Annotated in this window: 21 protein-coding genes and 1 pseudogene; 15 read left to right on the top strand and 7 right to left on the bottom strand. The window is 62.9% G+C overall.

Going from position 1 to position 26,314, the window contains the following annotated elements:
• Nucleotides 1–53: 53 nt before the first annotated feature.
• Nucleotides 54–1,181, bottom strand: coding sequence for an S-(hydroxymethyl)glutathione dehydrogenase/class III alcohol dehydrogenase (locus CK228_RS29345; RefSeq protein WP_095790078.1), 1,128 nt, complete (start codon nt 1,179–1,181; stop codon nt 54–56).
• 200 nt (nt 1,182–1,381) lie between these two features.
• Between CK228_RS29345 and CK228_RS29350 the strand changes: the two genes are divergently transcribed.
• The 3 genes from CK228_RS29350 (at nt 1,382) to CK228_RS29360 (ending at nt 7,987) form a co-directional block, all read left to right on the top strand.
• Complete coding sequence (locus CK228_RS29350; protein WP_095772776.1) at nt 1,382–3,394, top strand: acetyl/propionyl/methylcrotonyl-CoA carboxylase subunit alpha; 2,013 nt, start codon at nt 1,382–1,384, stop codon at nt 3,392–3,394.
• A gap of 260 nt (nt 3,395–3,654) precedes the next feature.
• Nucleotides 3,655–7,182: a DNA polymerase III subunit alpha gene (gene dnaE / locus CK228_RS29355; protein ID WP_095790079.1), complete on the top strand. Its 3,528-nt coding sequence runs from the start codon at nt 3,655–3,657 to the stop codon at nt 7,180–7,182.
• Nucleotides 7,183–7,234: 52 nt separating this feature from the next.
• Entirely contained in the window at nt 7,235–7,987 is a 753-nt protein-coding gene (locus CK228_RS29360) for a potassium channel family protein (protein WP_095790080.1), read from the top strand.
• 11 nt (nt 7,988–7,998) lie between these two features.
• Here CK228_RS29360 and CK228_RS29365 read toward each other — a convergent pair whose 3' ends face one another.
• Nucleotides 7,999–8,880, bottom strand: a complete 882-nt coding sequence (locus CK228_RS29365) for a DMT family transporter (protein WP_095772773.1) — start codon at nt 8,878–8,880, stop codon at nt 7,999–8,001.
• 189 nt (nt 8,881–9,069) lie between these two features.
• Between CK228_RS29365 and CK228_RS29370 the strand changes: the two genes are divergently transcribed.
• Complete coding sequence (locus tag CK228_RS29370; RefSeq protein WP_095772772.1) at nt 9,070–9,576, top strand: hypothetical protein; 507 nt, start codon at nt 9,070–9,072, stop codon at nt 9,574–9,576.
• A gap of 42 nt (nt 9,577–9,618) precedes the next feature.
• On the opposite strand, the gene CK228_RS29375 is transcribed toward CK228_RS29370, so the two are convergent.
• Nucleotides 9,619–10,947, bottom strand: a complete 1,329-nt coding sequence (locus tag CK228_RS29375) for a DNA polymerase IV (protein WP_095772771.1) — start codon at nt 10,945–10,947, stop codon at nt 9,619–9,621.
• Nucleotides 10,948–11,013: 66 nt separating this feature from the next.
• Here CK228_RS29375 and CK228_RS29380 point away from each other — a divergent pair, with 66 nt between their 5' ends.
• Together CK228_RS29380 and CK228_RS29385 are read left to right on the top strand one after the other, a co-directional pair.
• Complete coding sequence (locus CK228_RS29380) at nt 11,014–11,589, top strand: GNAT family N-acetyltransferase (RefSeq protein WP_095772770.1); 576 nt, start codon at nt 11,014–11,016, stop codon at nt 11,587–11,589.
• A gap of 317 nt (nt 11,590–11,906) precedes the next feature.
• On the top strand, nt 11,907–13,487 hold the full coding sequence (locus CK228_RS29385) for a hypothetical protein (RefSeq protein ID WP_095790081.1): 1,581 nt from the start codon (nt 11,907–11,909) through the stop codon (nt 13,485–13,487).
• Nucleotides 13,488–13,555: 68 nt separating this feature from the next.
• On the opposite strand, the gene CK228_RS29390 is transcribed toward CK228_RS29385, so the two are convergent.
• Nucleotides 13,556–14,209: a hypothetical protein gene (locus CK228_RS29390; RefSeq protein ID WP_095772768.1), complete on the bottom strand. Its 654-nt coding sequence runs from the start codon at nt 14,207–14,209 to the stop codon at nt 13,556–13,558.
• Nucleotides 14,206–14,505, bottom strand: coding sequence for a DUF3572 domain-containing protein (locus tag CK228_RS29395; RefSeq protein ID WP_095790082.1), 300 nt, complete (start codon nt 14,503–14,505; stop codon nt 14,206–14,208). The genes CK228_RS29390 and CK228_RS29395 overlap by 4 nt, the downstream gene beginning before the upstream one ends.
• A gap of 247 nt (nt 14,506–14,752) precedes the next feature.
• Between CK228_RS29395 and CK228_RS29400 the strand changes: the two genes are divergently transcribed.
• The 9 genes and pseudogenes from CK228_RS29400 (at nt 14,753) to ugpC (ending at nt 24,902) form a co-directional block, all read left to right on the top strand.
• Complete coding sequence (locus tag CK228_RS29400) at nt 14,753–15,124, top strand: response regulator (RefSeq protein WP_006334976.1); 372 nt, start codon at nt 14,753–14,755, stop codon at nt 15,122–15,124.
• Nucleotides 15,125–15,157: 33 nt separating this feature from the next.
• Nucleotides 15,158–16,531 carry a PleD family two-component system response regulator gene (locus CK228_RS29405; protein WP_095790083.1) on the top strand — a complete coding sequence of 458 codons (1,374 nt, stop codon included), beginning with the start codon at nt 15,158–15,160 and terminating at the stop codon, nt 16,529–16,531.
• A gap of 503 nt (nt 16,532–17,034) precedes the next feature.
• Nucleotides 17,035–18,462, top strand: a complete 1,428-nt coding sequence (locus CK228_RS29415; protein WP_095790084.1) for an FAD-dependent monooxygenase — start codon at nt 17,035–17,037, stop codon at nt 18,460–18,462.
• 159 nt (nt 18,463–18,621) lie between these two features.
• Complete coding sequence (locus tag CK228_RS29420) at nt 18,622–19,356, top strand: FadR/GntR family transcriptional regulator (protein WP_095790085.1); 735 nt, start codon at nt 18,622–18,624, stop codon at nt 19,354–19,356.
• Nucleotides 19,353–20,540, top strand: coding sequence for a PLP-dependent transferase (locus tag CK228_RS29425; protein ID WP_095790086.1), 1,188 nt, complete (start codon nt 19,353–19,355; stop codon nt 20,538–20,540). Before CK228_RS29420 ends, CK228_RS29425 begins: the two co-directional genes overlap by 4 nt.
• A 29-nt stretch (nt 20,541–20,569) precedes the next feature.
• Nucleotides 20,570–21,847: a sugar ABC transporter substrate-binding protein gene (locus CK228_RS29430; RefSeq protein ID WP_095790103.1), complete on the top strand. Its 1,278-nt coding sequence runs from the start codon at nt 20,570–20,572 to the stop codon at nt 21,845–21,847.
• A 209-nt stretch (nt 21,848–22,056) separates the two neighbouring features.
• The gene (locus CK228_RS29435) at nt 22,057–22,980 is read left to right on the top strand and encodes a sugar ABC transporter permease (protein WP_095772763.1); all 924 of its coding nucleotides are present in this window, start codon (nt 22,057–22,059) and stop codon (nt 22,978–22,980) included.
• Complete coding sequence (locus tag CK228_RS29440) at nt 22,980–23,828, top strand: carbohydrate ABC transporter permease (protein WP_095772762.1); 849 nt, start codon at nt 22,980–22,982, stop codon at nt 23,826–23,828. Before CK228_RS29435 ends, CK228_RS29440 begins: the two co-directional genes overlap by 1 nt.
• Nucleotides 23,829–23,832: 4 nt before the next feature.
• Nucleotides 23,833–24,902 (top strand): annotated as a pseudogene (gene ugpC / locus CK228_RS29445) (sn-glycerol-3-phosphate ABC transporter ATP-binding protein UgpC).
• Between the two features lie 593 nt (nt 24,903–25,495).
• Here the strand turns inward: ugpC and rpmG are convergent.
• Entirely contained in the window at nt 25,496–25,663 is a 168-nt protein-coding gene (gene rpmG, locus CK228_RS29455; RefSeq protein ID WP_006201775.1) for a 50S ribosomal protein L33, read from the bottom strand.
• A gap of 152 nt (nt 25,664–25,815) precedes the next feature.
• Nucleotides 25,816–26,274 carry a hypothetical protein gene (locus tag CK228_RS29460; protein ID WP_095790088.1) on the bottom strand — a complete coding sequence of 153 codons (459 nt, stop codon included), beginning with the start codon at nt 26,272–26,274 and terminating at the stop codon, nt 25,816–25,818.
• Nucleotides 26,275–26,314 lie beyond the last annotated feature (40 nt).

Raw genomic sequence — 26,314 nt, forward strand, 5'->3', positions numbered from 1 at the left:
AGTTGTGAACCACAGAGGTCGCAGGCCGATCGGTCGGCGGCGTGTGGCTTGCTTCAGTAAACGACGACGCTGCGGATCGACTTGCCCTCATGCATGAGGTCGAACCCCTTGTTGATGTCTTCCAGCTTCAGCAAATGGGTGATCATAGGATCGATCTGTATCTTGCCGTCCATGTACCAGTCGACGATGCGCGGCACGTCGGTGCGGCCGCGCGCGCCGCCGAAGGCGGTGCCCATCCAGGTGCGGCCGGTAACCAACTGGAACGGCCGCGTCGAGATTTCCTGGCCGGCGCCGGCGACGCCGATGATGACCGACTTGCCCCAGCCGCGGTGCGAGGCTTCCAGCGCCTGGCGCATCACCTTGGTGTTGCCGGTGCAGTCGAACGTGTAGTCGGCGCCGCCGATCTGGTCGGCGCCGCGCTTGGTCATGTTGACGAGGTGCGGGACGATGTCGCCGTCGATCTCCTTCGGATTGACGAAATGCGTCATCCCGAACCGCTCGCCCCATTCCTTCTTGTCGTTGTTGAGGTCGACGCCGATGATCATGTCGGCGCCGGCAAGCTTCAGGCCCTGGATGACGTTGAGGCCAATGCCGCCGAGGCCGAAGACCACGGCGGTGGCGCCTTGCTCGACCTTGGCGGTGTTGATGACCGCACCGATGCCGGTGGTCACCCCGCAGCCGATGTAGCAGATCTTGTCGAAGGGGGCGTCGGGATTGACCTTGGCCAGCGCGATCTCGGGCAGCACGGTGAAATTCGAGAAGGTCGAGCAGCCCATATAGTGGAAAATCTTGTCCTTGCCGATCGAAAAGCGCGACGAGCCGTCGGGCATCAGGCCCTGGCCCTGCGTGGCGCGGATGGCAGTGCACAGATTGGTCTTTCTCGACAGGCAGGACGGGCACTGCCGGCATTCGGGCGTATAGAGCGGGATGACATGGTCGCCCTTCTTGACCGAGGTGACGCCCTTGCCGACATCGACCACCACGCCAGCGCCCTCATGGCCGAGAATGGCCGGGAACAGGCCTTCGGGATCGGCGCCCGACAAAGTGAACTCGTCGGTGTGGCAGATGCCGGTCGCCTTGATCTCGACCAGCACCTCGCCTTCGCGCGGACCGTCGAGGTCGACCTCCATGATCTCCAGCGGCTTTCCGGCGGCGACGGCAACAGCGGCGCGGGTTTTCATAGGGCGTCCTCCAAATGCGAATTTTTTTCCAAGGTTTCAGGTTTTTTCGACACGATCAACTGGAAGCTGGCGCCGAGACTGGGCCACAGCGATGAATTGGAATCGCAAATCGATTGAAAGGCAGTGATTTGCATGGTCGGCTTGACCCCGCAAGCACAGGTCATAAAAGGAACGACCGACCGGAGGGGAACGACCTCAGCATGTTCACGAAAATCCTGATCGCCAACCGTGGCGAGATCGCCTGTCGCGTCATCAAGACGGCGCGCATGATGGGGATTGCCACGGTCGCGGTCTATTCCGATGCCGATCGCGATGCCGTGCATGTCGAGATGGCCGACGAGGCGGTGCATATCGGGCCTTCGCCCGCCGCGCAAAGTTATCTTGTCCCTGAAAAGATCATCGCCGCCTGCAAGGAAACCGGGGCTCAGGCCGTGCATCCCGGCTATGGCTTCCTGTCTGAACGGGCCGCCTTCTGCGAAGCGCTGGAGAAGGAAGGCATCGTCTTCATCGGCCCGAAGCCCAAGGCGATCAAGGCGATGGGCGACAAGATCGAATCGAAGAAATTCGCCAATGCCGCCAAGGTTTCGACGGTTCCGGGCTGGCTCGGCGTCATCGAGAATGCCGACCATGCCGAGAAGATCGCCGGCGAGATCGGTTATCCCGTGATGATCAAGGCCTCGGCCGGCGGCGGCGGCAAGGGCATGCGCATTGCCTGGAACCAGTCGGAAGTGCGCGACGGCTTCGACCGGGCGCGCTCGGAGGCCAAGAGCTCGTTCGGCGACGACCGCGTGTTCATCGAAAAATTCGTCGTCGATCCGCGCCATATCGAGATCCAGGTGCTGGCCGACGCGCATGGCAATGCGCTCTATCTCGGCGAGCGCGAATGCTCGATCCAGCGCCGCAACCAGAAGGTCGCGGAAGAGGCGCCGTCGCCATTCCTCGACGCCAAGACGCGCAAGGCCATGGGCGAGCAGTCGGTGGCGCTGGCCAGGGCCGTCGACTATCAGAGCGCCGGCACGGTCGAGTTCATCGTCGACAAGGACAAGAACTTCTATTTCCTTGAAATGAATACACGATTGCAAGTCGAGCACCCCGTGACGGAGCTCGTCACCGGCATCGATCTGGTCGAGCAGATGATCCGGGTCGCCGCCGGCGAGAAGCTCGCTTTGAAGCAAAGCGACATCAAGCTGAATGGCTGGGCGGTGGAAAGCCGGCTCTATGCAGAGGATCCCTATCGCAATTTCCTGCCGTCGATCGGCCGGCTGACGCGCTACCGGCCGCCGGAGGAAGGGCAATTCGGCGATGTCGTCATCCGCAACGACACGGGCGTTACCGAAGGCTCCGAGATTTCGATGTTCTATGACCCGATGCTCGCCAAATTGTGCACCTGGGCGCCGACGCGCATCGAAGCGATCGACGCCATGTCGGAAGCGCTCGACAGTTTTGTGGTCGACGGCATCGAGCACAACATTCCGTTCCTGGCGGCGCTGATGCAGCATCCGCGCTGGCGGGAAGGGGCGATATCGACCGGCTTCATAGCAGAGGAATATCCCGACGGTTTTGCGCCCATCGTACCGAACAGCGAAGAAAAGGCGGTGCTGGCCTCCATCGTGACCGCGGTGGAACTGCTGCGACGCGACCGGCTCGACCGCCTGGGTGGGCGGCTGGCGCCGCATTCGGGCGTACTCAAGCGCGATTGGGTGGTGAAGCTCGGCGGCGAATATCTCCAGGCGTCCATCCTCGAAGGCATGATCTCCATTCCGATGGAGATCGACCTGTCGATCGACGGCGGCAAGGCACTGACCGTTTCATCCGACTGGCGGCCGGGCGACCTGATCTGGCGCGGCACGGTCGGCAAGCGCTCCGTTGTCGCCCAGATCCGGCCTGTCGCCAACGGTCTTCGCATCGCCTGGAAAGGCATGTCGGTGACCGCGCGCGCCATGCTGCCGCGCATCGCCGAGCTGGAACGGCTGATGCCGGAGAAGGTGGCGCCGGACACGTCGAAACTGCTGCTCTGCCCTATGCCCGGCCTCGTCGTGTCGATCGCTGTCACCGAGGGCCAGGAGGTCAAGGCCGGCGAGACCTTGGCCGTGGTCGAGGCGATGAAGATGGAAAACGTGCTGCGCGCCGAGCGCGATCTCATCGTGTCGAAACTCAACGCCAAGCCCGGCGACAGTCTCGCTGTGGACGCAGTGATCATGGAATTCGCCTAGAGATTGTTTGGAATTCTACTCCGGCGGCCATCTGAAGGCGTTTTCTGCGCTTCCGGTGCTCGCGTACCCAAAAGTACGCCGCGCTCCAGTTCTCGAAACCACCTCCATGACTCGCCGGAGCGAATTTCGAAACAATCTCCGAGGTGAGGCGCGTGCAGGCGGCAAGCCTGTGATCAGCGGTCGTTTGTGCTGGACTGGTATCGCCCGGTCCCGGACAATACATCTCCATCGACTCAGAGCCTTCGAGTGCGCGAGAAACCATGGCGGATGACAGACTTCCACGCGATCCCTTGAAGCGCGAAGCCGCCATTGCGGCCGCGCGGCCGGAGGTGCCGGCGCGGCCGTTCGTGCATCTGCGCGTGCATTCGGCCTATTCGCTGCTCGAGGGCGCGCTCCAGCTCGGCAAGATCGTCGGCCATGCCGTGAAGGACGAGGCGCCGGCGATCGCCGTCACCGACACCAACAATCTGTTCGGCGCGCTCGAATTCGCGCAGAAGGCGGTGAAGGACGGCATCCAGCCGATCATCGGCTGCCAGATTGCGCTCGCCTTTTCCGGTGAGAACAGCGACGGCCAGCGCGACCGCCGACGTCAAGGCCCGGAGATGCGGCCGGTCGTTCTGCTCGCCGCGACCGAAGCCGGCTATTCCAACCTGGTCAGGCTGGTCAGCCGCGTCTACCTGGAAACGCCGCCCGGCGAAGCGGTGCATCTGACGACTGAGATGCTTGAGGGAAAGGCCGATGGGCTGATCTGCCTCAGCGGTGGGCCGCGCGGCCCGATCGGCAACGCCTTGAAGGAGGATCGCCGCGATCTGGCCGAGGCGCGGCTTTTGACGCTCAAGGCGATGTTCGGCGACCGGCTCTATGTCGAATTGGACCGGGTCGCGGGCTACGACCGGGTCATCGAACATCAGACGATCGATCTCGCCTACGCACACGAACTACCGCTTGTCGCCACCAACGAAGCCTTCTTCTCGTCGCGCGACGATTATGAAGCGCATGACGCGCTGATTGCCATTGCCGAAGGCTCCGTCGTCGCCGTCGACACCCGCCGCCGGCTGTCGCCGGACAATTTCCTGCGCAGCCAGGCCGAAATGGCGCAATTGTTCGCCGACCTGCCGGAAGCGATCGACAACACGGTCGAGATCGCGCAGCGCTGTTCCTACTATCCAAAAACCCGCAGCCCGATCCTGCCGCGCTTCACCGGCGGCGATAGGTCCGACAAGGACGCGGCCGAAAAGGCCGAGGCCGCGGAGCTGGCGCGCCAGGCGCGCGAGGGGCTCGACGCGCGGCTTGCGCTGCACGGGCCGACGCCGGGCTACACGGTCGAGCAATATCGCGAACGGCTCGAGTTCGAGCTCGGCATCATCGAGAAGATGAAATTTCCGGGCTACTTCCTGATCGTTGCCGACTTCATCAAATGGGCCAAGGCGCAAGGCATTCCAGTCGGACCGGGCCGTGGTTCGGGCGCCGGATCGCTGGTCGCCTATTCGACGACCATCACCGATATCGATCCGCTGCGCTTCTCCCTGCTGTTCGAGCGCTTCCTCAATCCCGACCGCGTGTCGATGCCCGACTTCGACATCGACTTCTGCCAGGATCGCCGCGAAGAGGTGATCCGCTACGTCCAGCAGAAATACGGCCGCGACCAGGTCGGCCAGATCATCACTTTCGGTACGCTGCAGGCGCGCGCCGTGCTGCGCGACGTCGGCCGTGTGCTGCAGATGCCTTATGGCCAGGTCGACAAGCTGTCCAAGATGGTGCCGCAGAACCCGGCCAATCCGGTCAAGCTCGCGGATGCCATCGCCAACGAGCCGCGCTTTGCCGAAGAGGCCGAGAAGGAGCCGATCGTCCAGACGCTGCTCGACATGGCGCAGAAGCTGGAAGGCCTTTACCGCCACGCTTCCACACACGCCGCCGGCATCGTCATCGGCGACCGGCCTTTGTCGGAACTGGTGCCGATGTACCGCGATCCGCGCTCGGACATGCCGGTCACCCAGTTCAACATGAAATATGTCGAGCAGGCCGGGTTGGTGAAGTTCGACTTCCTCGGCCTGAAGACGCTTACCGTGCTGGAGACGGCGGTGAAGCTGATCCGCCGGCGCGGCATCGACATCGATCTGGCGACGATCCCGCTCGACGACCCCGAGACCTACGCCATGCTGTCGCGCGGCGAGGTGGTCGGCGTGTTCCAGGTGGAAAGTGCCGGCATGCGCAAGGCGCTGATCGGCATGCGGCCCGACTGCATCGAGGACATCATCGCGCTCGTTGCCCTCTACCGGCCGGGCCCGATGGAGAACATCCCGACCTACAATGCCAGAAAGCATGGCGAGGAGGAGATGGCCTCGATCCATCCGAAGATCGACCATCTGGTGAAGGAGACGCAAGGCGTCATCGTCTACCAGGAACAGGTGATGCAGATCGCGCAGGAGCTGTCCGGCTATTCGCTCGGGGAGGCCGATCTTCTGCGGCGCGCCATGGGCAAGAAGATCCGCGCCGAGATGGACAAGCAGCGCGAGCGCTTTGTCTCGGGTGCGGTCGAGCGCGGTGTCAGCAAGCCGCAAGCCGACTTTATTTTCGACCTGCTGGCCAAGTTCGCCGACTACGGTTTCAACAAGTCGCACGCCGCCGCCTACGCCGTGGTCTCGTACCAGACCGCCTATCTCAAGGCGCATTATCCGGTTGAGTTCCTGGCCGCATCGATGACGCTCGACATGGGCAATACCGACAAGCTTGCCGACTTCCGCCAGGACGCACTGCGCCTCGGCATCGAGGTTCTGGCGCCGTCGGTGATGACGAGTTTCCGGCCTTTCGAGGTCGGCGAGAACCGCATCTATTACTCGATGGCGGCGCTCAAGGGCGTCGGCGACGCGGCGGTCGAGCACATCGTTGCCGTGCGCGGCGAAAAGCCGTTCAAGAATCTCGCCGATTTCTGCGAGCGGGTCGATCCCAAGATCGTCGGCAAGCGCGTCTTCGAAAGCCTGATCATGGCCGGCGCGCTCGACTGCTTCGGCCATGACCGCGCCCAGATGATGGCTGGCGTCGAACGGATGATGGGATTGGCGTCACTTGCCCAGCAGAACGCCGTTTCCGGCCAGGCCGATATTTTCGGCGCCTCGCTCGGCGCACAGTCGCAGGCGCTGAACCTGCCGGCGACGGACCCATGGCTCGCGGCCGACCGGCTGCACCGCGAATTCCAGGTCGTCGGGTTCTATCTCTCGGCCCATCCGCTCGACGAATACAAGGCGGCTTTGCAGAAGATGCGGGTGCAGAACTGGGCGGAGTTCTCGGCCGCCGTCAAACGCGGCGCTTCCGCCGGCCGCCTGGCAGGCACGGTGACCAGCAAACAGGAGCGCAAGACGCGCACCGGCAACAAGATGGGCGTCGTGGCCTTTTCCGATACTTCCGGCCAGTACGAGGCCGTGCTGTTTTCCGAAGCGTTGGCGCAGTACCGTGACCTGCTCGAAGCTGGCCGCTCCGTCGTGATCACTGTCGCGGCCGAGGACCGGCCCGAGGGCGTCAATTTGCGCATCAACTCCGTGCAATCGCTGGAGGAGGAGGCAAGCCGCATTCAGAAGGCGCTGCGCATATTCGTCAGGAACGATGGACCTGCCTCGATAATCCAATCCCAGCTCACCCAGCGCGGTGAAAGCCAGGTGAGCATCATCGTGATCAAGGAAGAGGCCCAGGGCGAGGTCGAGATCGCCTTGCAGGGCGGCTACCGCGTTTCGCCGCAGATTGCCTCGGCAATGCGCGCCGTGCCCGGTGTGGTCGAAGTGGAGTTGGTGTGACCCCCGCCCTTGGCAGGCATCGGCACATGCCGCCCATGTCGTCGCGATCGGCATGAAGGCCGCGGACAAGCGAGCATCACAGGATCGTTCCGCCATGGCGCGGCTGCGCGACACGCTGCGCAGGCTCTATCATGGGCGCCCGCCCGCCGCCTTCCGGTTTCACGTTGCGGCAATCGTCATCGATCTCGCCATTGTCGCCTTCTTCATCGCGACACCCGTCATCCAGCAATCGGCCTCGTTCCTATGGCTGGATTATGCGGTGGCCGCGCTCGTCGGCGCCGATCTGATCGCCCGGCTGCTGGCCTCAAACGACATGCTGCGCCTGATGAAGCAGCCGACTTCCTGGGTGGATGTCTTCATCCTGTTGACGCTGCTGATGCCGACGGCGCTCGCCAATCTCGGTTTTCTGCGGATCCTGCGGCTGTGGTCGCTGTCGCGCAGCGGTTCGATCTGGCGGCATTTCGAGATGCGTGGGCTCAGGCCCTGGCGCGAGGCAAGCCATGCGGTCATCAACCTCCTGACGTTTCTGTTCGTCATCACCGGCTTCGTCTACACCTTCTTCTTCCGTAATGGAGCCGGCCTGGAAAACTACATCGACGCGCTTTATTTCACCGTCGCCACGGTGACGACGACCGGCTTCGGCGACATCGTGCTGCCGGGAATGGCCGGCAAGCTGACGGCGATCGTCACCATGATCATCGGCATATCGCTGTTTGTCAGGCTGGCGCAGGCGATGTTCCGGCCGGCCAAGGTGCACTGCAAGGCCTGCGGGCAAGTCCTCAACATACCGAACGAAGGCGGCTGACGGGCCGAACGCTACGATGCCGCCACTTCAGCCGGCTGTACCGGTTTGCGCTGCAGATTGAGCAGATTGCCCATCAGGATCAGCAGCGCGCCACCAGCGGTGAAAGCGTCGATCTGCTCGTGATAGAGCAGCCAGCCGACCAGCGCCGACAAGGGCACCCGCAGGAAATCCATCGGCGAAATGACGGTGGCATCGGCATAGGTAAGCGCGCGGGCCATGCAGAAATGTGACGACATGCCGGTGAAGGCGATCAGCAGGATCCAGGGCCAGAGTTCAAGCGATGGGGTGCGCCACACGTAGAGCGCGGGGATGAGGCCGAGCGCCGACTGGATGATCAGCATCCAGAAAATGATGCGCACGACGCTGTCGGTGCGCGTCAGCGATTTCACCAGCACCAGCGATATGCCGAAACAGACCGCGGCGCCCAGCACGACCAGATGTCCGGGATCGACCGCGTCGACGCCTGGACGGACGATGACCACCACGCCGATCAGGCCGAGCACGACTGCCGCCAGTTTCGGCCGGCTCAGCCTTTCGCCGAGAAAAGTCACCGCCAGGATCGCCGTCCAGATCGGCGTGGTGAATTCGATCGAGATCAGCACAGCCAGCGGGATCAGCGTCAAGGCGTAGAGCCATGCCGCCTGGCCGCTATAGTGGACGACGTTGCGGGCGAGATGGGCGAGGGGACGCTGCGTGCGCATTGCCGCGAAGCCGCCGCTCGCCAGCACCAGCGGCAAGAGGATGAAGAAGCCGATCACCGAGCGCAGTTCCAGCACCTGGAAGACGTTGAGTTCGGCCGTCGTGGCGCGGCCGGCGACCGACATAGCCAGGAAAGAGCTGATCGACAGCGCCATCCAGAACGCGGCCTTGGGGATCGAGGGGGTGGGTGCCATGGCAGCTATCTCGCAGGCTGGGGCTTTTACCGCAATTGCTAGTCACTCCATTCTTCTGGGCCAGTTGCAGTGGCGTGATGTGCAAAACGGTCATGTCGCGAGCGGAACCCGATAGGGCAGTGGGCGTTGAGTCCCGGTATTCAGCCGAGCTTCGCAGGACGTCTTTCAGCGTCGACAGGGAGAATTTCGATGAGACCATTCGCGCAATTTGCGCTTGCCGGCTGTCTCCTGGTCGCGGCAGGCACGGCACATGCCGACGAGACCAAGTTTCTCCAGTCGTTCAAGGGCAGTTTTGCCGGCAAGGGCACTGTCCAGTTGACCACCGATGTGCCGAACGTCAGTGTTTCCTGCAGCTTCAAGTCGAACGCGACCTCGACCTCGCTCTCGCTGGATGGCAATTGCCGCGGTCTCGTTTTGGTGACGCGGGCCATCAGTGCCAAGTTGAAGGTGACGGGTGCGAAATACAGCGGCGTTTATGTCGGGTCGCGCACCGGGCCGGCACAGCTGAACGGCAGCCGTTCGGGCGACGCGATCAATCTTGGCATCCGCTGGGCCCAGGAGGTCAATGGCGATCGCAAGGCGCGGATGACGGTCGAGAAGCGAGGCGAGAACGGCATCCGGCTCACGGTCACCGATACCGATCCGAAAACCGGCAAGAACGTGGTGATGAGCCGGATCGATCTGACGCGCGTCTGACGGCAGGATCCGACTGAATCTCGACACATCCGGTATCCAGGCTCAGTCTTCCAGCGGCTCCGGCGGATGGGCATCGCGACCCCTGCCGAACGTATAGCCGGTCTCCACCGCCTTGCGGCCGAATTTGTCGCGCAGCGCATCGATCGCGCCTTCGGCCATGGCGCGTTTGCGCGACTTGACGTCGACCAGATCCGGCGGGTCGGCCTTGTCGTCGTCGGAGAGGTCGCTGACGCCGATGCCGAGCAATCGAAATTTCGTGCCGTCCGTTTCCCTGCGAAGAAGCTCCACCCCGGTCTGGAAGATACGGTCCGCGAGCCGCGTCGGGTCGCCGAGCTGGCGGTTGCGCGTGCGCAGTTTGAAATCCTGGGTCTTCAGCTTCAGCACCACGGTGCGTCCGGCAATGCCTGACTTTTTCAGCCGCGCCGAGACCTTTTCCGAGAGCCCTCTCAGCACCGCGACCAACTCGTCCAGCGACGCGATGTCGGTGTCGAAGGTGGTTTCGGCCGACACGCTCTTGGCGTCCTGGTCGGGGTCGACGCGGCGAACGTCCTCGCCGCGCGAAAGCCGGTAGAGCCGGTCGCCCATCACGCCGTAGCGGCGCATCAGGTCGCCACGCTCCATCGTCTGAAGCTGGCCGATGGTGCGGATGCCGTCGCGTTCCAGCGTGGCGTTGAACGCCTTGCCGACGCCCCAGATCATGGTCACCGGCTGCGTCGCCAGGAAGCCGACCGCCTCGGCCTCGCCGATGACCGAAAAGCCGCGCGGCTTGCGGAAGTCCGACGCGATCTTGGCGAGGAACTTGCAGTAGGAGAGGCCCGCGGAAACGGTGATGCCGATCTCTTTCTCGACGGCCAGCGCGAAGCGCGCCAGAACCACGGCCGGCGGCAGGCCGTGCAGCCGTTCGGTGCCGGCGAGGTCGAGAAACGCCTCGTCGATCGACAGCGGCTCGACCAGCGGCGTCAGCGCCTGCATCATGGCGCGCACCTCGCGGCCGACACGTACGTACTTTTCCATGTTGGGCGGGATCACGACCGCCTCGGGGCAGGCCTCGAGCGCCTTGAACATCGGCATGGCGGAGCGCACGCCCCGGATGCGGGCGATGTAGCAAGCGGTGGAGACGACCCCGCGCTTGCCGCCGCCGATGATCAGCGGCTTGTCCTTGAGCGCCGGGTTGTCGCGCTTTTCGATCGCCGCGTAGAAGGCGTCGCAATCGATATGGGCCAGATGCAGCCGGTAAAGCTCGCGATGACGGGCAAGGCGAGGGCTGCCGCAGCGCTGGCAGCGGCGCGATTCACCGCGCTGAAACGTCAGGCAGTCACGGCAAAAACCGTGATCGGGATTGTTGACAGGGGCCGCCATCACTGCGAACATAAAGAGAACAGAGGCAATGGTACGACAGTGCAGGGCCAGCGACAAGCTTGGCCTGGGGAGAACCATATGAGCACGACCGTAGTACCGCTGGCGCCCGAGCTGTGGCCTGATTTCGAGGACCTTTTCGGCAAGCAGGGCGCCTGCTACGGCTGCTGGTGCACGCATTTCCGGCTGGCGCCGGCGGCGCGGCGCGAGAGCAGCCGCGAACGCAACAAGGACCATATCAAGGCGCGCATCGAGGCCGGCCCGCCCCCCGGCCTGCTGGCCTTCGAGGACGGCAAGGCGGTCGGCTGGATGCAGATCGGGCCGCGCGCCGACGTGCCTGAATGGAACAACAAGGGCAGGGGCTCGGCGCCGATCGATCCCGCCGACGCTTCCGATCCGGCCGTCTGGGCGATCTCCTGCTTCTTCGTCCGCGCCAAGGCGCGGGGCCGGGGCATCACGCACCGCCTCGTCGAAGGCGGCATCGATTTCGCCCGCGGCAACGGCGCACGGCTTGTCGAGGCCTGCCCGATCGACCTGTCGCGCGATTCGCGCTCGATCGGCCTGTTCGTCGGCTCGTCGGGGGTGTTCGAGAAAGCCGGGTTCGAGAGGCTGGTGGAACGCAAGGCGGGCCGGCCGCTGATGCGGCTGGTGCTTTGATCTCGTTTTTGTCGGCGGGCGTTGTTGATTTCATCTTGCAGTTGTGGCGGTAACTTCATACCCGCATGAAAGAAACGGAGAATTCTTGTGAAACGTGCCCTGCCTTTCGCTTTCATGGCGACGGCAGCCAAGACGATGGCGGCGATGCAGGCGCGAAACAGAGCCCTTGAAGGTATAGCTTCACAGCGCTGATAACCGGCTCCTGCTTTTGGCTGACAGCCTGACTGTCATCATCTTGCAGTTGTGATGGTATTTCCCTACCAGAAGCACGAAACGATTTTTGCCTTTTCGATCAACGGAGACTTCCCGTGAACCGTATGTTGCCAATTGCCTTTGCCGCGCTTCTCTTCAGCGCGCCCGCCTTCGGCCAGACCGTCGACAGCAAGGGTGCCAAGCAATTGTCCGATGACCTGTCCCGCTATGTCGGCAAACAGGCGCTCGACAAGGGCATTCTGAAGGTTTCGGTCGAAGGCGACGCCTACAAGGTCGCGTTCGATCTCAAGGCGCTTGCCGCGACGGTTCCCGCACAGGGAAAGGTGAAACTCGACTTCGCGCCCTACGCCGTGCTGGTGAAGCCGCGCAGCGACGGGACCTGGGATGTCTCGATGGATTTTTCGCAGAGCGGATCCTTCGAGTTCAACGGGCCCGAGGGGCTGCAGAGCACGCAGTTTTCGATCAAGGACGGCAAGGGTTCCGGCATCTATGATCCCAGTCTGGCGGCATTCATCAGCGGCACCAGCTCGTTGGCCGGCATGACGATGGCATCGAAGGATGCCAAGCAGCAGATGGAGGCCAGCACTGGCGCCGGCACCGCGACCATCGCCGCCACCAAGGCCGCCAATGGCGGCGTCGATTTCACAATGTCGCAAAAGATTTCGAATTTCGCCGAGGCGATCAAACTGGACGATCCCGAGAACGGGCTGAATTTTCCGGTCACCATCAAGTCGCGGGAATTGTCGGTGGAAGCCAGCGGCAAGGGCGTGCAGACGAGGCCGCTGCTCGACCTCCTGGCATTTGCCGTGGCCAATGAGGACGAGAAGACGCTGAAGGCAAACCAGGCGCAGCTCAAGTCCCTTCTGCGCGCAGCGCTTCCGGTGTGGGAGCGCATCGACGGCACCTATGGCTTCAAGGATTTCGCGGTCGACAGCCCGATCGGCACTTTCGGCGCGACCCAGCTCAGCACCGCGTTCGGCAGCGATGGCGTTTCCCAGAGCGGCAAGGTCACCTACGGCATCAAGGCGTCGGGCCTGACCGTGCCGCAGCAGCTTTTGCCGAGCTGGAGCGTGGCGTTGCTGCCCACCGATATCGACCTGAACTTCGGCGGTGCCAATATCGATCTCGACACCATGGCGAAGAAGGCGATCGAAGCCTTTGATCTCAATCAGGATCCGCCGCTGTCGGCCGAGTTCGGCGACCAGCTCAAGACCGACTTCCTGGCCAAGGCGCCGAAGGTCGTCATTAGCCACAGCGTTGTGAAGAACAAGGACATGGAGATCGCGCTGGAAGGCGAGATGACGAGCTTCGGCCAGAAACCCGACGCAAATCTCACCGTCGATGTCGCCGGCTTCGACAAGATCATGGCGCATCTGCAGGAAGCGGCAAAGGCGGAACCGGAGGTCGGGCAGTATGTGCCTGTCGCTCTCATGGTCAAGGGCTTTGCCAAGACGCTGCCGGACGGTCGGCTGGAATGGGCCGTCAGCACCAAGGCCGATGGCTCGGTCACCGTCAACGGCGTCATGCTGAAGCCCGCCGATCCGGCGGTGGACGACAGCGTCGACGACGGTGACGGCGCGGACGACAGCAGCGGCGGCGACAATGGCGATGGCGCCAATGGTGGCGGCAGCGACAATGGTGGCGACAGCGATAATGGTGGGGCCGGCGCGAAGCTGAATCCTTGAGGTTGGGCTTTCCAGCAATTCCAGGAAAAACGCAAAGCGTTTTTCCCTTGGGAATTGCGTGTAACGTTTTAGAGCCCCAGCGCGCCGACGATCTTCGGCGCGGCTTCGTGCCAGTCCTGGACGACGATGACATCGTCCGGGACGGGCGGCAGGAACGCACGCAGCGAATTGTCCGCCATCAGGTGGAAAAGATTGGCGTCGGTGACCGATTCCCGCACCGACGCCAGATTGTGCGGCTGATCGTCGACGAAGGCCACCGGCCGGCCGCTCTTGCCGCGCAGCCTGGCCACTGCCGGTCCCTTGGCCATTTCGGTGGTCAGCAGCGGATAGTTCAGACCCAAGGCATCGAGATGCGCGCGGCGCACGGCACGATGCCGGTGCGGCATGGCCGTGAGCATTATGATTTCCGCGCGGTCGCCAAGCCTTGCCAAGGATTCCGCGGCGCCGTCGGTTATGCTTTGCCAATCGGCCTGCGCGTCAAAGAAATCACCCAGAAGTGCCGTGACTTCCGGCTGTTCGATCAGCCGGCCGCTGGCCGTTTCGGCAATGTTGCCGGTCAGCCGGAAGGACGCCAGCGTCAGCCCATAGCCGCGCGACTTCAAGAAATGCGGGAAGGGGCGGATGAATTCGAGCACGACATCGTCGACGTCGAGCACCAGCAGCGGCCGGTCGTCCGCTGACAGTTCCTCGATCTGGCGCGCGGTCTCGGGATCATCGCTCATATGGACCGCTCATGGTTGTCGTCGCCGAGCGGCAGTGCGCGCAACGCCTTGCCGACGGCGGCCGGCGGCGTGCCGGTTTCCTCGGCAAAGCGCATCAGGGTCGGCTCATGGGCAAGCATGAACTGCAGCACGCCGGCCAAAAAGCCGGGCTCGCCTGCGGCCTTGCGGATCGAATGCGCCTCTATTCCGGTGATCGCCAGAAAGCGCGGCAACAGCTCCGGATCAGAGGCGACGAAGCCCAACGCCTTCACGGCAATGGTTTCCGCCTCTTCGCGCATTGACGCCGCGTTTGCCATCACTACCTTCGGTACGTGGAATGAGTCTCTTCCGCAGTAATGGCAAGAGTTGCTTGCGGCAAGCCTTTACAGCGCCGCGCGCCGTTTGGACGCGCAGCGAGGCGAGGTGGAATTCGCGCTGCTTTGCAGCCCGGAGGTTTCCGTTTCGTCAATTATATTGCCGTATAGTGAAGCAGGGTTTGGTGCGTTCAACCGGGAGCGCATGACGGCCACCTTCGAGCGGAAGGACGGCCGGGACGGGATGTCGATGCCTAAGAAGGTCATGATCGTCGAGGACAATGAGCTCAACATGAAGCTCTTTCGGGACCTCATCGAAGCGAGCGGTTACGAGACAGTGCGCACCCGCAATGGTCTGGAGGCGCTCGACCTGGCACGTCAGCACAGGCCGGATCTCATCCTGATGGACATCCAGCTGCCCGAAGTGTCGGGGCTGGAAGTGACCAAATGGCTGAAGGAAGATGACGATCTGCACGTCATCCCGGTCATCGCCGTGACCGCCTTCGCCATGAAAGGCGACGAGGAGCGCATCCGCCAGGGCGGCTGCGAGGCCTATATTTCGAAGCCGATCTCGGTGCCGCGTTTCATCGAAACCATCAAATCTTACCTGGGCGATGCCTGATGTCCCTTTCCAGCCGAGCCGGAGCCTTGTGAAATGACCGCGCGGATCCTCGTCGTCGACGACATCCCTGCCAATGTGAGGCTGCTGGAGGTCCGGCTGCTGGCCGAATATTTCGAGGTGCTGACCGCCACCAACGGGCCTGACGCCATCGAGACCTGCGAGAACGGCAAGGTCGATGTCGTGCTGCTCGACGTGATGATGCCCGACATGGACGGGTTCGAGGTCTGCCGCCGGCTGAAGAGCGACCCCGCGACGTCGCACATCCCGGTGGTGATGATCACCGCGCTCGACCAGGTTTCCGACCGCGTGCGCGGGCTCGAGGCCGGCGCCGACGATTTCCTGACCAAGCCAGTCAACGATCTGCAACTGATGACGCGCGTCAAGAGCCTGGTCCGGTTGAAGTCTCTCACCGACGAGCTCAGGCTGCGTGCCTCGACGACGCGCAACATCGGCATCGAGGAGCTGCTCAGCCGCAATTTCGCGTCCGAGGACACGACGCCGAAGGTGCTGTTGATCGACGAGCGCAAATCGTCGGTCGAGCGCATCCAGAAAATGCTGCGCGACCGCGCCGATCTCGATGTCATCGGCGACCCGCATGCCGGGTTCTTTCAAGCCGCCGAGACGTCCTATGAATGCGTGATGATCTCGACGGCCTTCGCCGATTTCGATCCGTTGCGGCTCTGCTCGCAATTGCGCTCGCTCGACCGCACCCGTTTCGTGCCGATCATCCTTTTGGCCGAGGAGGGCGAGGAGGAGCGTATCATCCGCGGCCTCGAGCTCGGCATCAACGACTATCTGATGCGGCCGATCGACCAGCAGGAGCTGACGGCGCGGCTGCGCACCCAGGTGCGCCGCAAGCGCTACAACGACCAATTGCGCGCCAGTGTCACCCAGACCATCGAGATGGCGGTGACCGACGGCCTGACCGGGCTGCACAACCGCCGCTATCTCGACAGCCATCTGCAGACGCTGTTCGACCGCGCCGTGGCGCGGCGCCGGCCGCTGTCGGTGATGATCACCGATCTCGACCGTTTCAAGTCGATCAATGATGCGTATGGCCATGATGGCGGCGACGAGGTGCTGCGGGAATTCGCGCGGCGGCTGCGCAAGAATGTCAGGGGTATCGACCTTGCCTGCCGGTTCGGCGGCGAGGAGTTCGTCGTGGTGATGCCGGACACCGATGGCGCCGTGGCAGAGAAAGTGGCCGAACGCATCCGCGCCGAAATCGCCCAGAAGCCGTTCGCCATTGGCGCCGACGGCAAGACGATCGAGGTCACCGTCAGCGTCGGCGTGTCGTCGGTGCTGAAGGGCGTGGACACGGTGGCGGCACTGATGAAGCGCGCGGATCTCGCGCTCTATGAAGCCAAGAGCGGCGGCCGCAACCGCGTCGTAGCCAAGGCGGCGTAGGCGCCCGCGACCGATTCCACGGTCAATCCAATAAGGTTAGCTATTTACCTTAATCCAAGCGATTCGCGAGCCTTGGTTAAGAAATTGTTGATTTTCATAAGCTCTTGCGCAAATGTGAAGGCCAAGACGAAGCCGGCACGAGGGTAGACAACCGGCTCGATCCCTGAAATACCCCATGATGCTCAGGTCCGCCGCATCTCCTGGGTCCGTGGGGTCGGCCGGCCGGCGCTGGCACATAGTGGCCTCCTCGTACCGCTGCCAAACGCCGACCGGCCCCCTTCCTTCAACAGAACATCAGAACTTCGTGCCAAGGCACGACGTTCTCCGATTTTTTTGCCTGTGAGCAATCCGGGCTCCCGTCCTCGATCCACGGCTGTCGGCCGGCCGAGCGCGGGAAAGTACCCCTTCCATTTCATACATATGGCGCACAAAGGGCTTGCGGCAAGACCCGGCTCCTCCCGTAAAAACCACGCGATCAGGCGCGAAAACGGGAGTAGCGATTAATGATTTCGGAGCATGCGGTGGCGATCGCCGGGGGCGGTCCGACAGGATTGATGCTGGCGGGGGAGCTGGCTTTGGCGGGCATCGACGTTGCCATTGTCGAGCGGCGCCCAACCCAGCAGCTGGCCGGGTTGCGCGCGGGCGGCCTGCACGCGCGCACCATCGAAGTTCTCGATCAGCGTGGAATTGCCGACCGGTTTCTCTCGCAAGGGCAAAGCTTCCCGACCGTCGGCTTCCACATGATCCGTTTGGATATCAGCGATTTTCCCAGCCGGCACAACTACCTGCTGGCGCTGCGGCAAAACCATATCGAACGGATATTGGCCGACTGGATCGACGAGTTGGGGGTGCCGATCTATCGCGGACAGGACGTCACCGGTTTCGCGCAGGATGATGGCGGCGTCGACGTGGAGCTGTCCGGAGGCCAACGGTTGCGGGCACAATACCTCGTCGGCTGCGACGGCGGGCGCAGCACGATCCGCAAGGCGGCGGGTATCGAGTTCCCCGGCTGGGATCCGACGATGAGCTGGATGATCGCCGAGGTCGAAATGTCCAGTGAGCCGGCACTGGGCTTTCGCAGCGACGCCTACGGAATTCATGCGATAGGCAAGATCGAAGACAGCGACCGGCTGGGTATCGTTCTGACCGAGAGACAATTGACCATCGGCGGCGAACCGACGCTGCAAGATCTCCGTGAGGCGCTTGCTGCAGTCTATGGCACCGATTACGGGATCCACAGTCCGACCTGGATCTCCCGCTTTACCGACATGACACGGCAGGCCGCCGCCTACCGCGACAGACGTGTCCTGCTGGCCGGCGACGCCGCGCATATCCATCCTCCGATGGGCGGGCAGGGGCTCAATGTCGGCGTGCAGGACGCGGTCAATCTGGGGTGGAAGCTGGCCCAGGTGGTCAAGCGGACCTCACCGATCGCCGCTCGCGTGCTGCGCAACGCGAAGGCACAGGTTGCGCTTCGCCGCATGGATGCCAGCACCAAGGCGTTGAACGACATCTTTACCGAACTGCTTGGCATGGATGAGCCGCGCAAACGGATCGCGGGGGAGATGTCCGGTCTGGGTATACATTACGATCTCGGCGAGGGACATCCACTGCTTGGGCGGCGAATGCCCGACCTCGACCTGGCCACGGCCAACGGTCCGGTGCGGGTCTTCAGTCTGCTTCACGATGCCCGGCCGGTGCTTCTAAATTTCGGCGAACCGGGCAGGGTGGATATTGCGCCCTGGGCGGATCGGGTCCGGCAGATCGAGGCTGGATATGACGGCCCCTGGGAGCTGCCGGTTCTCGGGACGGTGGCCGCGCCGGCCGCCGTGCTGATCCGGCCCGATGGCTATGTGGCCTGGGTTGGGTTCGGAACCCAACAGGGGCTGGCTGAGGCGCTAACCACCTGGTTCGGGCCGCCCGCCAGCTAGCGCATAGATGGAAGCGGGTCCACGCGATGCCCTGAAGCGCATCGCGTGGCAGCTTGCGATAAGGCCAAGCCGACAGTCCTCCTGACAATCAGTTGACAGGAGGTTTCATCTGTGCAGAAATTGGTTGGACCATTGGACCACTTGAAGTCAGGAGGATTTGTGGACCAGAACAGCCTGCCACCCATTCAGACGACGGCGCGCGATGACGCCGTGCTGAAGGCGTTGGTTGGGTTTGTTCGCGCCGAGGCCCTGCAGCCCGGCGACCGGCTTCCGACCGAACGCATCCTGGCCGAGCGGCTGAAGGTCAGCCGCAACACGGTGCGCGAGGCGCTGACGCGGTGGGAGGGGCTTGGCCTGGTCGAGCGCCGGCAAGGCAGCGGCACCTATCTCAAGGCGGCTGTTTCGCCCGACATGCTGCACATGCCGCTGACGCTGGCAGGCGGCAACGACTTCACCAGCCTGATGCATACGCTTGAAATTCGCCGCGCGCTGGAAGCGGAGGCGGCGGCCCTTTGCGCCGAACGCGCCAGCCCCGCGGACATTGCCGAAATCATGCGCAAGCTCGACATCATGGAGCAGGCCTTCCGCACCCGCGACGGCATGTCGTCGGAAGAGGACTGGGAGTTCCACCAGGCGATCTACCGGGTCTCCGGCAATCCGCTGTTCGAGCAGATCATCGCCGCCATGCACGAGCTGTTCCATCGCTTCTGGGAGCATCCTCTGAGCGTGCGCGATTTCGGCCACGCCAGCTTTCCCTATCACCGCACCATCTACGAATGCATTGCCGCACGCGACCCGCAAGGCGCCCGTGCCGAGGCGCTCAAGCTGATCGCCACCGTCGAGGACGATCTCAAGCGCGGTGCTGCGAAACTCAAACTTTCGAGCCAGCCATGAACGAGCATCCGACCGGTTTCGATCACGATTATCTTGCCGAGGCGGCGACATTGCTGGCGCATGATGAACCGTTCCCCGGTGGCGCGGTGGTGCCGCCGATCTATCAGACCTCGCTGTTCACTTTCGCCAGCTATGCCGAAATGGCCGATACATTTGCCGGCAAACGAAAACAGCCGATCTATTCGCGCGGCGACAATCCGACCGTGATGGAGTTCGAAGCGCGCGTCGCCGCGCTCGAGGGCGCCGAGGCCGCGCGCGGCTTTTCCAGCGGCATGGCGGCGATCAGCGCCACCGTGCTTGCCTTCGTTGGGGCGGGCGAGCGCATTGTCGCTGTGCGCAACTGCTATGGCGATGCCTACCGGCTGTTCGAACGGTTGTTGCCGCGGCTCAACATCAAGGTCGACTATGTCGACGGCTCCGACCCGGATGCGGTCGCGGCGGCACTTCCCGGCGCCAAGCTGCTCTACCTGGAAAGCCCGACCTCGATGATGTTCGAACTCCAGGACATCGCGCATTTGACCCGGCTGGCGAAAGAGCAGGGCATCGTCACCACGATCGACAATTCCTGGGCAACGCCGGTGTTCCAGAAGCCGATCTCGCATGGCGTCGACCTGGTTTTGCATTCGGCCTCGAAATATCTCGGCGGGCACAGCGACACAGTCGCCGGCGTGGTGGCGGGCTCAGCCGCCCATATCAGGCATATCAACGAGCAGACCTATTCTTATCTAGGCGGCAAGCTGTCGCCATTCGAGGCCTGGCTGCTGCTGCGCGGCCTGCGCACGCTGCCGCTGCGCCTGCCGCACCACATGAAGAGCGGCCTCACCATCGCCGAACGGCTGAAGGCGCATGCCCATGTCGAGCGCGTCAACCATCCAGCCTATTCGAACCATCCCGGCAAGGCGACGCTGGCCGGCTATGCCGGCCTGTTCTCCTTCGAGGTCACGGACGATATCGACATCCCGGTCTTCGTCGACGCGCTAAAGTATTTCCGCATCGGCGTCAGCTGGGGCGGGCATGAAAGTCTGGTCGTGCCGGCCAAGGCGTCGCTGGAGCAGACGCCGGGACTGAATTCGATGGCGCGCTTCGGCGTCAGCCCCCGAACCATCCGCTTCAATGTCGGATTGGAAAGTGTCGAAGACCTCTGGGCCGACGTCGCCCAGGCCTTCGAAAAAGCCAGAAAATAACAAGCGGGTTCAAAATGGGAGTCTTGAACATGAAAAAACTGACCGTCATGCTTGCCACCGTTGCGGGGCTGGCAATTTCCGCCGGGAGCGTGCTGGCCGATTCGACCCTGAAGATGGTCGAAGTCATCACCAGCCCGCCGCGCACCGAATTCCTGAAAAAGCAGATCGCCGAGTTCGAGGCCGCCAATCCGGGCGTCAAGGTCGAGCTGATCTCGCTGCCCTGGGGCCAGGCCTTCGAAAAGTTCCTGACCATGGTGCAGGCCGGCGACACGCCCGACGTGGTCGAGATGCCGGAACGCTGGATGGGCCTCTATGCCAACAATGCCCAGCTCGAGGATCTCGGTCCCTACATGGCCAAATGGGATGACGCCAAGACGCTCGGCGAGCGCGCCAAGCAGTTCGGCTCGACGGTCAACAACACCCAGTTCATGATCCCGTACGGCTACTATGTGAACGCGCTGTTCTGGAACAAGAAGCTGTTCAAGCAGGCCGGCCTCGACGGCCCGCCGGCGACGCTCGACGAGTTCGTCGCCGACTCCAAGAAGATCTCCGCCATTCCGGGCAAATACGGCTACTGCCTGCGCGGCGGACCGGGCGCCTTCAACGGCATGCACATGTTCATGAACATCGCCCAGGGCAAGGGCGGATACTTCAACGAGGACGGCACCTCGACCATCAACGAGGAGGGCTCGGTCAAGGGCCTGCAGATGCTGGCCGACATGTACAAGGACGGCTTGGCGCCGAAGGACGCGGTGAGCTGGGGCTTCAATGAGACCGTCACCGGTTTCTATTCCGGCACCTGCGCCATGCTCAACCAGGATCCGGACGCGCTGCTCGGCATCGCCGACAAGATGAGCGCCGACGACTTCGCCGTGGCGCCGCTGCCGGTTGGCCCGAGCGGCAAGTCCTATCCGACGCTCGGCTATGCCGGCTGGGCGATGTTCGCGAACTCGCAGCACAAGGACGATGCCTGGAAGCTGATGGCGACGCTGCTCTCGCCCAAGGACAATCTCGAATGGGCCAAGGAAGTCGGCGTGGTGCCGATCCACAACGGCGCCGACCAGGATCCGCATTTCAAGACCGAGCAGTTCAAGGGCTGGTTCACGGAGCTCAGCGACACCTCCAAATATGAAATGGTGACGCCGCCGACGCATCTGGAAAACCTCGGCAATTTCGTCGACCAGGTGGCGATCAAGAACTTCCAGGAAGTGCTGCTTGGCCAGAAGACCGCCAAGGACGTCGCCGACCAGTGGGCCGCTTTCCTGACCAAGGAACAGCAGGACTGGCTGGCGAAGAACAAGAAGTAGTCTTTCTTCCCTTCTCCCCGTTCACGGGGAGAAGGTGTCACGAAGTGACGGATGAGGGGCGGCGCCAAGTTTTGAGAAGCCAGGGCCGCCCTCATCTGCCTGCCCGTCCTCCGCAGCTTCGGAGGGTTGACCTGCATCTTCTCCCCGTCGAACGGGTGAAGGACGCTGTTTTGCCTTCCGGCACCATCCTCCACCGTAGAGCCAAATCGATGACCTACGCCGTGTCCGAAATCCGATCCGCCAGCAAGCCGCGACGAAAGCGGCTGTCGCACGCCGCCATCGAGCCCTGGCTCTATCTCAGCCCGGCGATCATCCTGCTGGTCGTGGTGCTTTTGGTGCCGCTGGTCATCGGCATCAGCTACTCCTTCCGCAAATTCTCGGCGTTCAAGTCGGAATATGTCGGGCTTGGCCAGTATCAGGCGATGCTGTCGGACCAGGTGCTGGGCCAGGCGCTGGTCAACACGCTGTGGTGGACGGTTGCCAGCCTGTTCTTCCAATTCTTCCTCGGCCTTGGCCTGGCGCTGCTGCTAGACAAGCCGTTCCGCGGCCGCAAGGCGGTGCAGGCGCTGGTGTTCCTGCCCTGGGCGGTGCCATCCTTCCTGTCGGGCCTGACCTGGGCCTGGCTGTTCAATCCGATCATCGGGCCACTGCCGCACTGGTTGTTCGCGCTTGGGCTGAAGGCGGAACCGACCAATGTGCTCTCCGATCCTGCCACGGCGATGTGGGGGCCGATCGTCGCCAATGTCTGGTTCGGCATTCCGTTCTTCGCCATCACGCTGCTGGCGGCGCTGAAGTCCATTCCGTCGGAACTGCACGAGGCTGCGGCGATCGACGGCGCTTCGCCCTGGCAGCGCTTCACCAAGGTGACGCTGCCGTTCCTGGCGCCGACGATTGCCATCACGGTGATGCTGCGCACCATCTGGATCGCCACCTTCGCCGACCTGATCTTCGTCATGACCGAGGGCGGACCGGCCGGCTCGACCAACACGGTACCGGTCTACATCTATGTCAGCGCCTTCAAGTCGCTGGACAAGGGCTATGCCTCGGCGGTGGCCGTGCTGCTGCTTGTGTTGCTGATCGCCTATGCCATCGCGCTGATCGGCATACGCCGCTCCCTGGTGAGGCACGTCTGATGATCGCGGGACGCTCAACCTCACAACGGTTCTTCGGCGGCGTCGGCCTCTACGCGGCGATCGCGGCCTATGTGGTTTTCGCCTTGTTCCCCATCTACTGGACGCTGAAGATCTCGGTGACGCCGGAACGGCTGCTCTATTCCGAAGGCATCACCTTCTGGCCATCGCGCATGACACTGCAGAACTTCGTCACCGTGCTCGAGGCCACCGATTTCCCGCGCTACTTCCTCAACAGCGTCATCGTCTCGGTGTCGACGGCGGCCTTGGTGACGATCATCGCCACGCTTGCCGGCTACGCCATGTCGCGCTTCACCTTTCGCGGCAAGGCGGCGCTGGCCTTGATGCTGCTTTTGACCCAGACGTTTCCGCTGGTCATGGTCATTCCGCCAATTTACCGCGTCATGGGGCAGATCGGCCTGATCAACAGCCTGACGGGGCTGATCATCATCTACACCGCCTTCAACACCGCTTTCGCCACCTTCCTGATGCAGTCCTTCTTCGACGGCATCCCGAAGGATCTGGAGGAGGCAGCGATGATCGACGGCTGCACCCGTGCGCAGGCGATGCGCAAGGTGATCGTGCCGCTGACACTGCCGGGCATGGGCGCGACGCTCGGCTTCGTCTTCACCGCCGCCTGGAGCGAACTCCTGTTCGCCCTGATGCTGATCTCCAGCGACGACCAGAAGACTTTCGCCGTCGGCCTGCTCACCTTCATCGGCAAGTTCGCCGTCGACTGGGGGCAGATGATGGCGGCGTCCATCCTTGCGCTGATCCCGGTCTGCATCTTCTTCGCCTTCCTGCAACGCTATCTCGTCACCGGCCTGACCGCCGGCGCCGTCAAAGGATAGATCGATGGCCTCTGTTACGCTCGAAAAAGTCCGCAAGGATTATGGCGCCGTCCGCGTCCTGCACGCGGTCGATCTTGAAATCGCCGATGGCGAGTTCGTCGTCCTGGTCGGGCCGTCCGGCTGCGGCAAGTCGACGCTTTTGCGCATGATCGCCGGACTGGAGGAGGCTTCAGGCGGCGAGATCCGTATCGGCGAGCGGCTGGTCAATGATGTGGCGCCCAAGGACCGCGACATCGCCATGGTGTTCCAGTCTTACGCGCTCTACCCGCACATGGACGTGTCGAAGAACATGGGCTTCAGCCTGCTCCTGAAGAAGGCGCAGAAGTCCATGATCGATGCAAGGGTGGATGGCGCGGCCAAGCGGCTCGGGCTCGACACATTCCTGCAACGCTTGCCACGGCAATTGTCGGGCGGCCAACGCCAGCGCGTCGCCATGGGCCGCGCCATCGTGCGCGATCCCAAGGTTTTTCTCTTCGACGAGCCGCTGTCCAACCTCGACGCCAAGCTGCGCGTGCATATGCGTGCCGAGATCAAGGCGCTGCACCAGCAGTTGAAGACCACCTCGGTCTATGTCACCCACGACCAGATCGAAGCGATGACCATGGCCGACCGGATCGTCGTCATGCATGACGGGCTGATCCAGCAGGTTGGTGCGCCGCTCGATCTCTATGACCGGCCGGCCAACATGTTCGTTGCCGGCTTCATCGGCTCACCGGGCATGAATTTCCTGCCGGCAACCGTGGAGAAGGCCGGAAAGGTGGACGCGGTGCTTTCCGATGGCCAGAAGCTGCGGCTGCCGGATGGCCTGCCGCTGAAGGATGGCGACGCGATCACCATCGGCCTGCGGCCTGAACATATAAGGCTGGCCGATGACGGCGCGCTGCAGGGCGAGGTGGTGGTGGTGGGGAGCCGCTGGGGCTTTCGACGCAGTTCTACGTCAAACTGGCCAACCAGCAGCTCTGCGTCTTTGCCATGGGGCGGGCCGGCGTGAGGCCCGGCGACACCGTGCGGCTGGCGGCCGATCCTGCGGCGCTGCATCTGTTCGATCCGAAAAGCGGCGATCGCATCGGCTGAAAGAGATTTCGGGCGGGGCCGAGGGAACCCAACTCGCAGCCTCGGCAGGCGCTGCGCTGCAATTGCCAGGGAGGTACTCCGCTTCACCAGATTTGGGAGGCTCCCTCGCTTCGAAAGGAGAAGCGGGTCTTTCGTGCCGCAAGGCCCGCACCGTGCGGGCTATTTGTTGGGCTACCTCGGCGGCCGACTTTTCGGGAAAGGCACGACCGTCAGTGGCGACTTCTGAAATTCCGCAGCCGCTATTTCTTCGATCATTACATCCAGCCTGGCCCGTATGCTTTGGCTTGTTTCGTCCTCGCCGCACAGGCGGTTTTGTGCGCATTCCAACAGCTCGCGCGCCGCTGCAAAGTCGCTTTGCATCGCAACACCCACTAGCCAACCCAACGCCGCATCGTCCTCCCACTTAGTTTAGAGATTGCTAATAGAAAAATCGGCAATTTAAGGAATAGCGGCTCGTGGTTTAGCCATATTGGCTAGCCGACGCGTTATGCTGGCCGCTATGCCGTCCATCGCCTGTCTTAACGAAAACAATGACTTAGAAACAAAAACGCCGCCCGATGGGCGGCGTTTTTGTTTGCAAGGGCAAAACCAGATTACTTGATCTTGGTTTCCTTGAATTCGACGTGCTTCTTGGCGACCGGGTCGTACTTGCGGAACGACAGCTTGTCGGTCTTGGTACGGCTGTTCTTGCTGGTCACGTAGAAGAAACCAGTGTCGGCGGTCGACAGAAGCTTGATCTTGATGTTTGCGGCTTTGGCCATGGTATCAGTCCGTTTGTTCGTGGGGTTTTGGCCGCTGGAGCACGGGAAAACACCCGGACGCGGGAAACTTGGCGAGACACATAAAGAACGTGCCTGGAAAGTCAAGCCCGGCGGAGCTTCTCCGCCCCACTGGAACTGCCCATGGCCTCAAATCATGCGGTTTCTGTCTCCGGCGCCGCAATCTTTTTCCAGTCCCCGGTGGTGTTCCACCAGCGATTCGGATTGGCACGGTCGTCCAACCCCTTGGAGCGGCTGGCGAGGATCGGCTGGATGCGGATCACCGGCTCCTGGTAGGAATGGGCCTGGAAAATCGCCTCGACGACACGGCTGGCCAAAGCTTGGTCATCAGGCAATTCGAAGGAAACCTCGACCGTGCCCGGGCGGCGGCGCAATTCGGTCTCGGCGCCGGCTGCGGCCCCCTCAAGCGGCCTGTAGCGCTCGATGCCGTGCGCCGACTGATAGGCGTTGCGGTCATATTTGCCCATCGCCAGCGGGGCGATCGCAACCACCGCGCCCATGATGCGGTCGACATCCGCCGCCGGGGCCTGGAAGGTCACGAGCAGCAGAAGCGTCATTCTCAGGGATGTGGTTTCAAAGCCGCTGTCGATCATGGGAGTGTCCTCAACTTCCGATGTTTGGGGACACTCTTTT

The sequence above is a fragment of the Mesorhizobium sp. WSM4312 genome, assembly GCF_002294875.1.
In the GTDB taxonomy this organism is placed as follows: domain Bacteria; phylum Pseudomonadota; class Alphaproteobacteria; order Rhizobiales; family Rhizobiaceae; genus Mesorhizobium.

Coding starts and splice junctions, on each gene's coding strand:
- CK228_RS29345 (WP_095790078.1), bottom strand. CDS start 1,181: ATGAAAACCCGCGCCGCTGTTGCCGTCGCCGCCGGAAAGCCGCTGGAG.
- CK228_RS29350 (WP_095772776.1), top strand. CDS start 1,382: ATGTTCACGAAAATCCTGATCGCCAACCGTGGCGAGATCGCCTGTCGC.
- dnaE (WP_095790079.1), top strand. CDS start 3,655: ATGGCGGATGACAGACTTCCACGCGATCCCTTGAAGCGCGAAGCCGCC.
- CK228_RS29360 (WP_095790080.1), top strand. CDS start 7,235: ATGAAGGCCGCGGACAAGCGAGCATCACAGGATCGTTCCGCCATGGCG.
- CK228_RS29365 (WP_095772773.1), bottom strand. CDS start 8,880: ATGGCACCCACCCCCTCGATCCCCAAGGCCGCGTTCTGGATGGCGCTG.
- CK228_RS29370 (WP_095772772.1), top strand. CDS start 9,070: ATGAGACCATTCGCGCAATTTGCGCTTGCCGGCTGTCTCCTGGTCGCG.
- CK228_RS29375 (WP_095772771.1), bottom strand. CDS start 10,947: ATGTTCGCAGTGATGGCGGCCCCTGTCAACAATCCCGATCACGGTTTT.
- CK228_RS29380 (WP_095772770.1), top strand. CDS start 11,014: ATGAGCACGACCGTAGTACCGCTGGCGCCCGAGCTGTGGCCTGATTTC.
- CK228_RS29385 (WP_095790081.1), top strand. CDS start 11,907: ATGTTGCCAATTGCCTTTGCCGCGCTTCTCTTCAGCGCGCCCGCCTTC.
- CK228_RS29390 (WP_095772768.1), bottom strand. CDS start 14,209: ATGAGCGATGATCCCGAGACCGCGCGCCAGATCGAGGAACTGTCAGCG.
- CK228_RS29395 (WP_095790082.1), bottom strand. CDS start 14,505: ATGGCAAACGCGGCGTCAATGCGCGAAGAGGCGGAAACCATTGCCGTG.
- CK228_RS29400 (WP_006334976.1), top strand. CDS start 14,753: ATGCCTAAGAAGGTCATGATCGTCGAGGACAATGAGCTCAACATGAAG.
- CK228_RS29405 (WP_095790083.1), top strand. CDS start 15,158: ATGACCGCGCGGATCCTCGTCGTCGACGACATCCCTGCCAATGTGAGG.
- CK228_RS29415 (WP_095790084.1), top strand. CDS start 17,035: ATGATTTCGGAGCATGCGGTGGCGATCGCCGGGGGCGGTCCGACAGGA.
- CK228_RS29425 (WP_095790086.1), top strand. CDS start 19,353: ATGAACGAGCATCCGACCGGTTTCGATCACGATTATCTTGCCGAGGCG.
- CK228_RS29430 (WP_095790103.1), top strand. CDS start 20,570: ATGAAAAAACTGACCGTCATGCTTGCCACCGTTGCGGGGCTGGCAATT.
- CK228_RS29435 (WP_095772763.1), top strand. CDS start 22,057: ATGACCTACGCCGTGTCCGAAATCCGATCCGCCAGCAAGCCGCGACGA.
- CK228_RS29440 (WP_095772762.1), top strand. CDS start 22,980: ATGATCGCGGGACGCTCAACCTCACAACGGTTCTTCGGCGGCGTCGGC.
- rpmG (WP_006201775.1), bottom strand. CDS start 25,663: ATGGCCAAAGCCGCAAACATCAAGATCAAGCTTCTGTCGACCGCCGAC.
- CK228_RS29460 (WP_095790088.1), bottom strand. CDS start 26,274: ATGATCGACAGCGGCTTTGAAACCACATCCCTGAGAATGACGCTTCTG.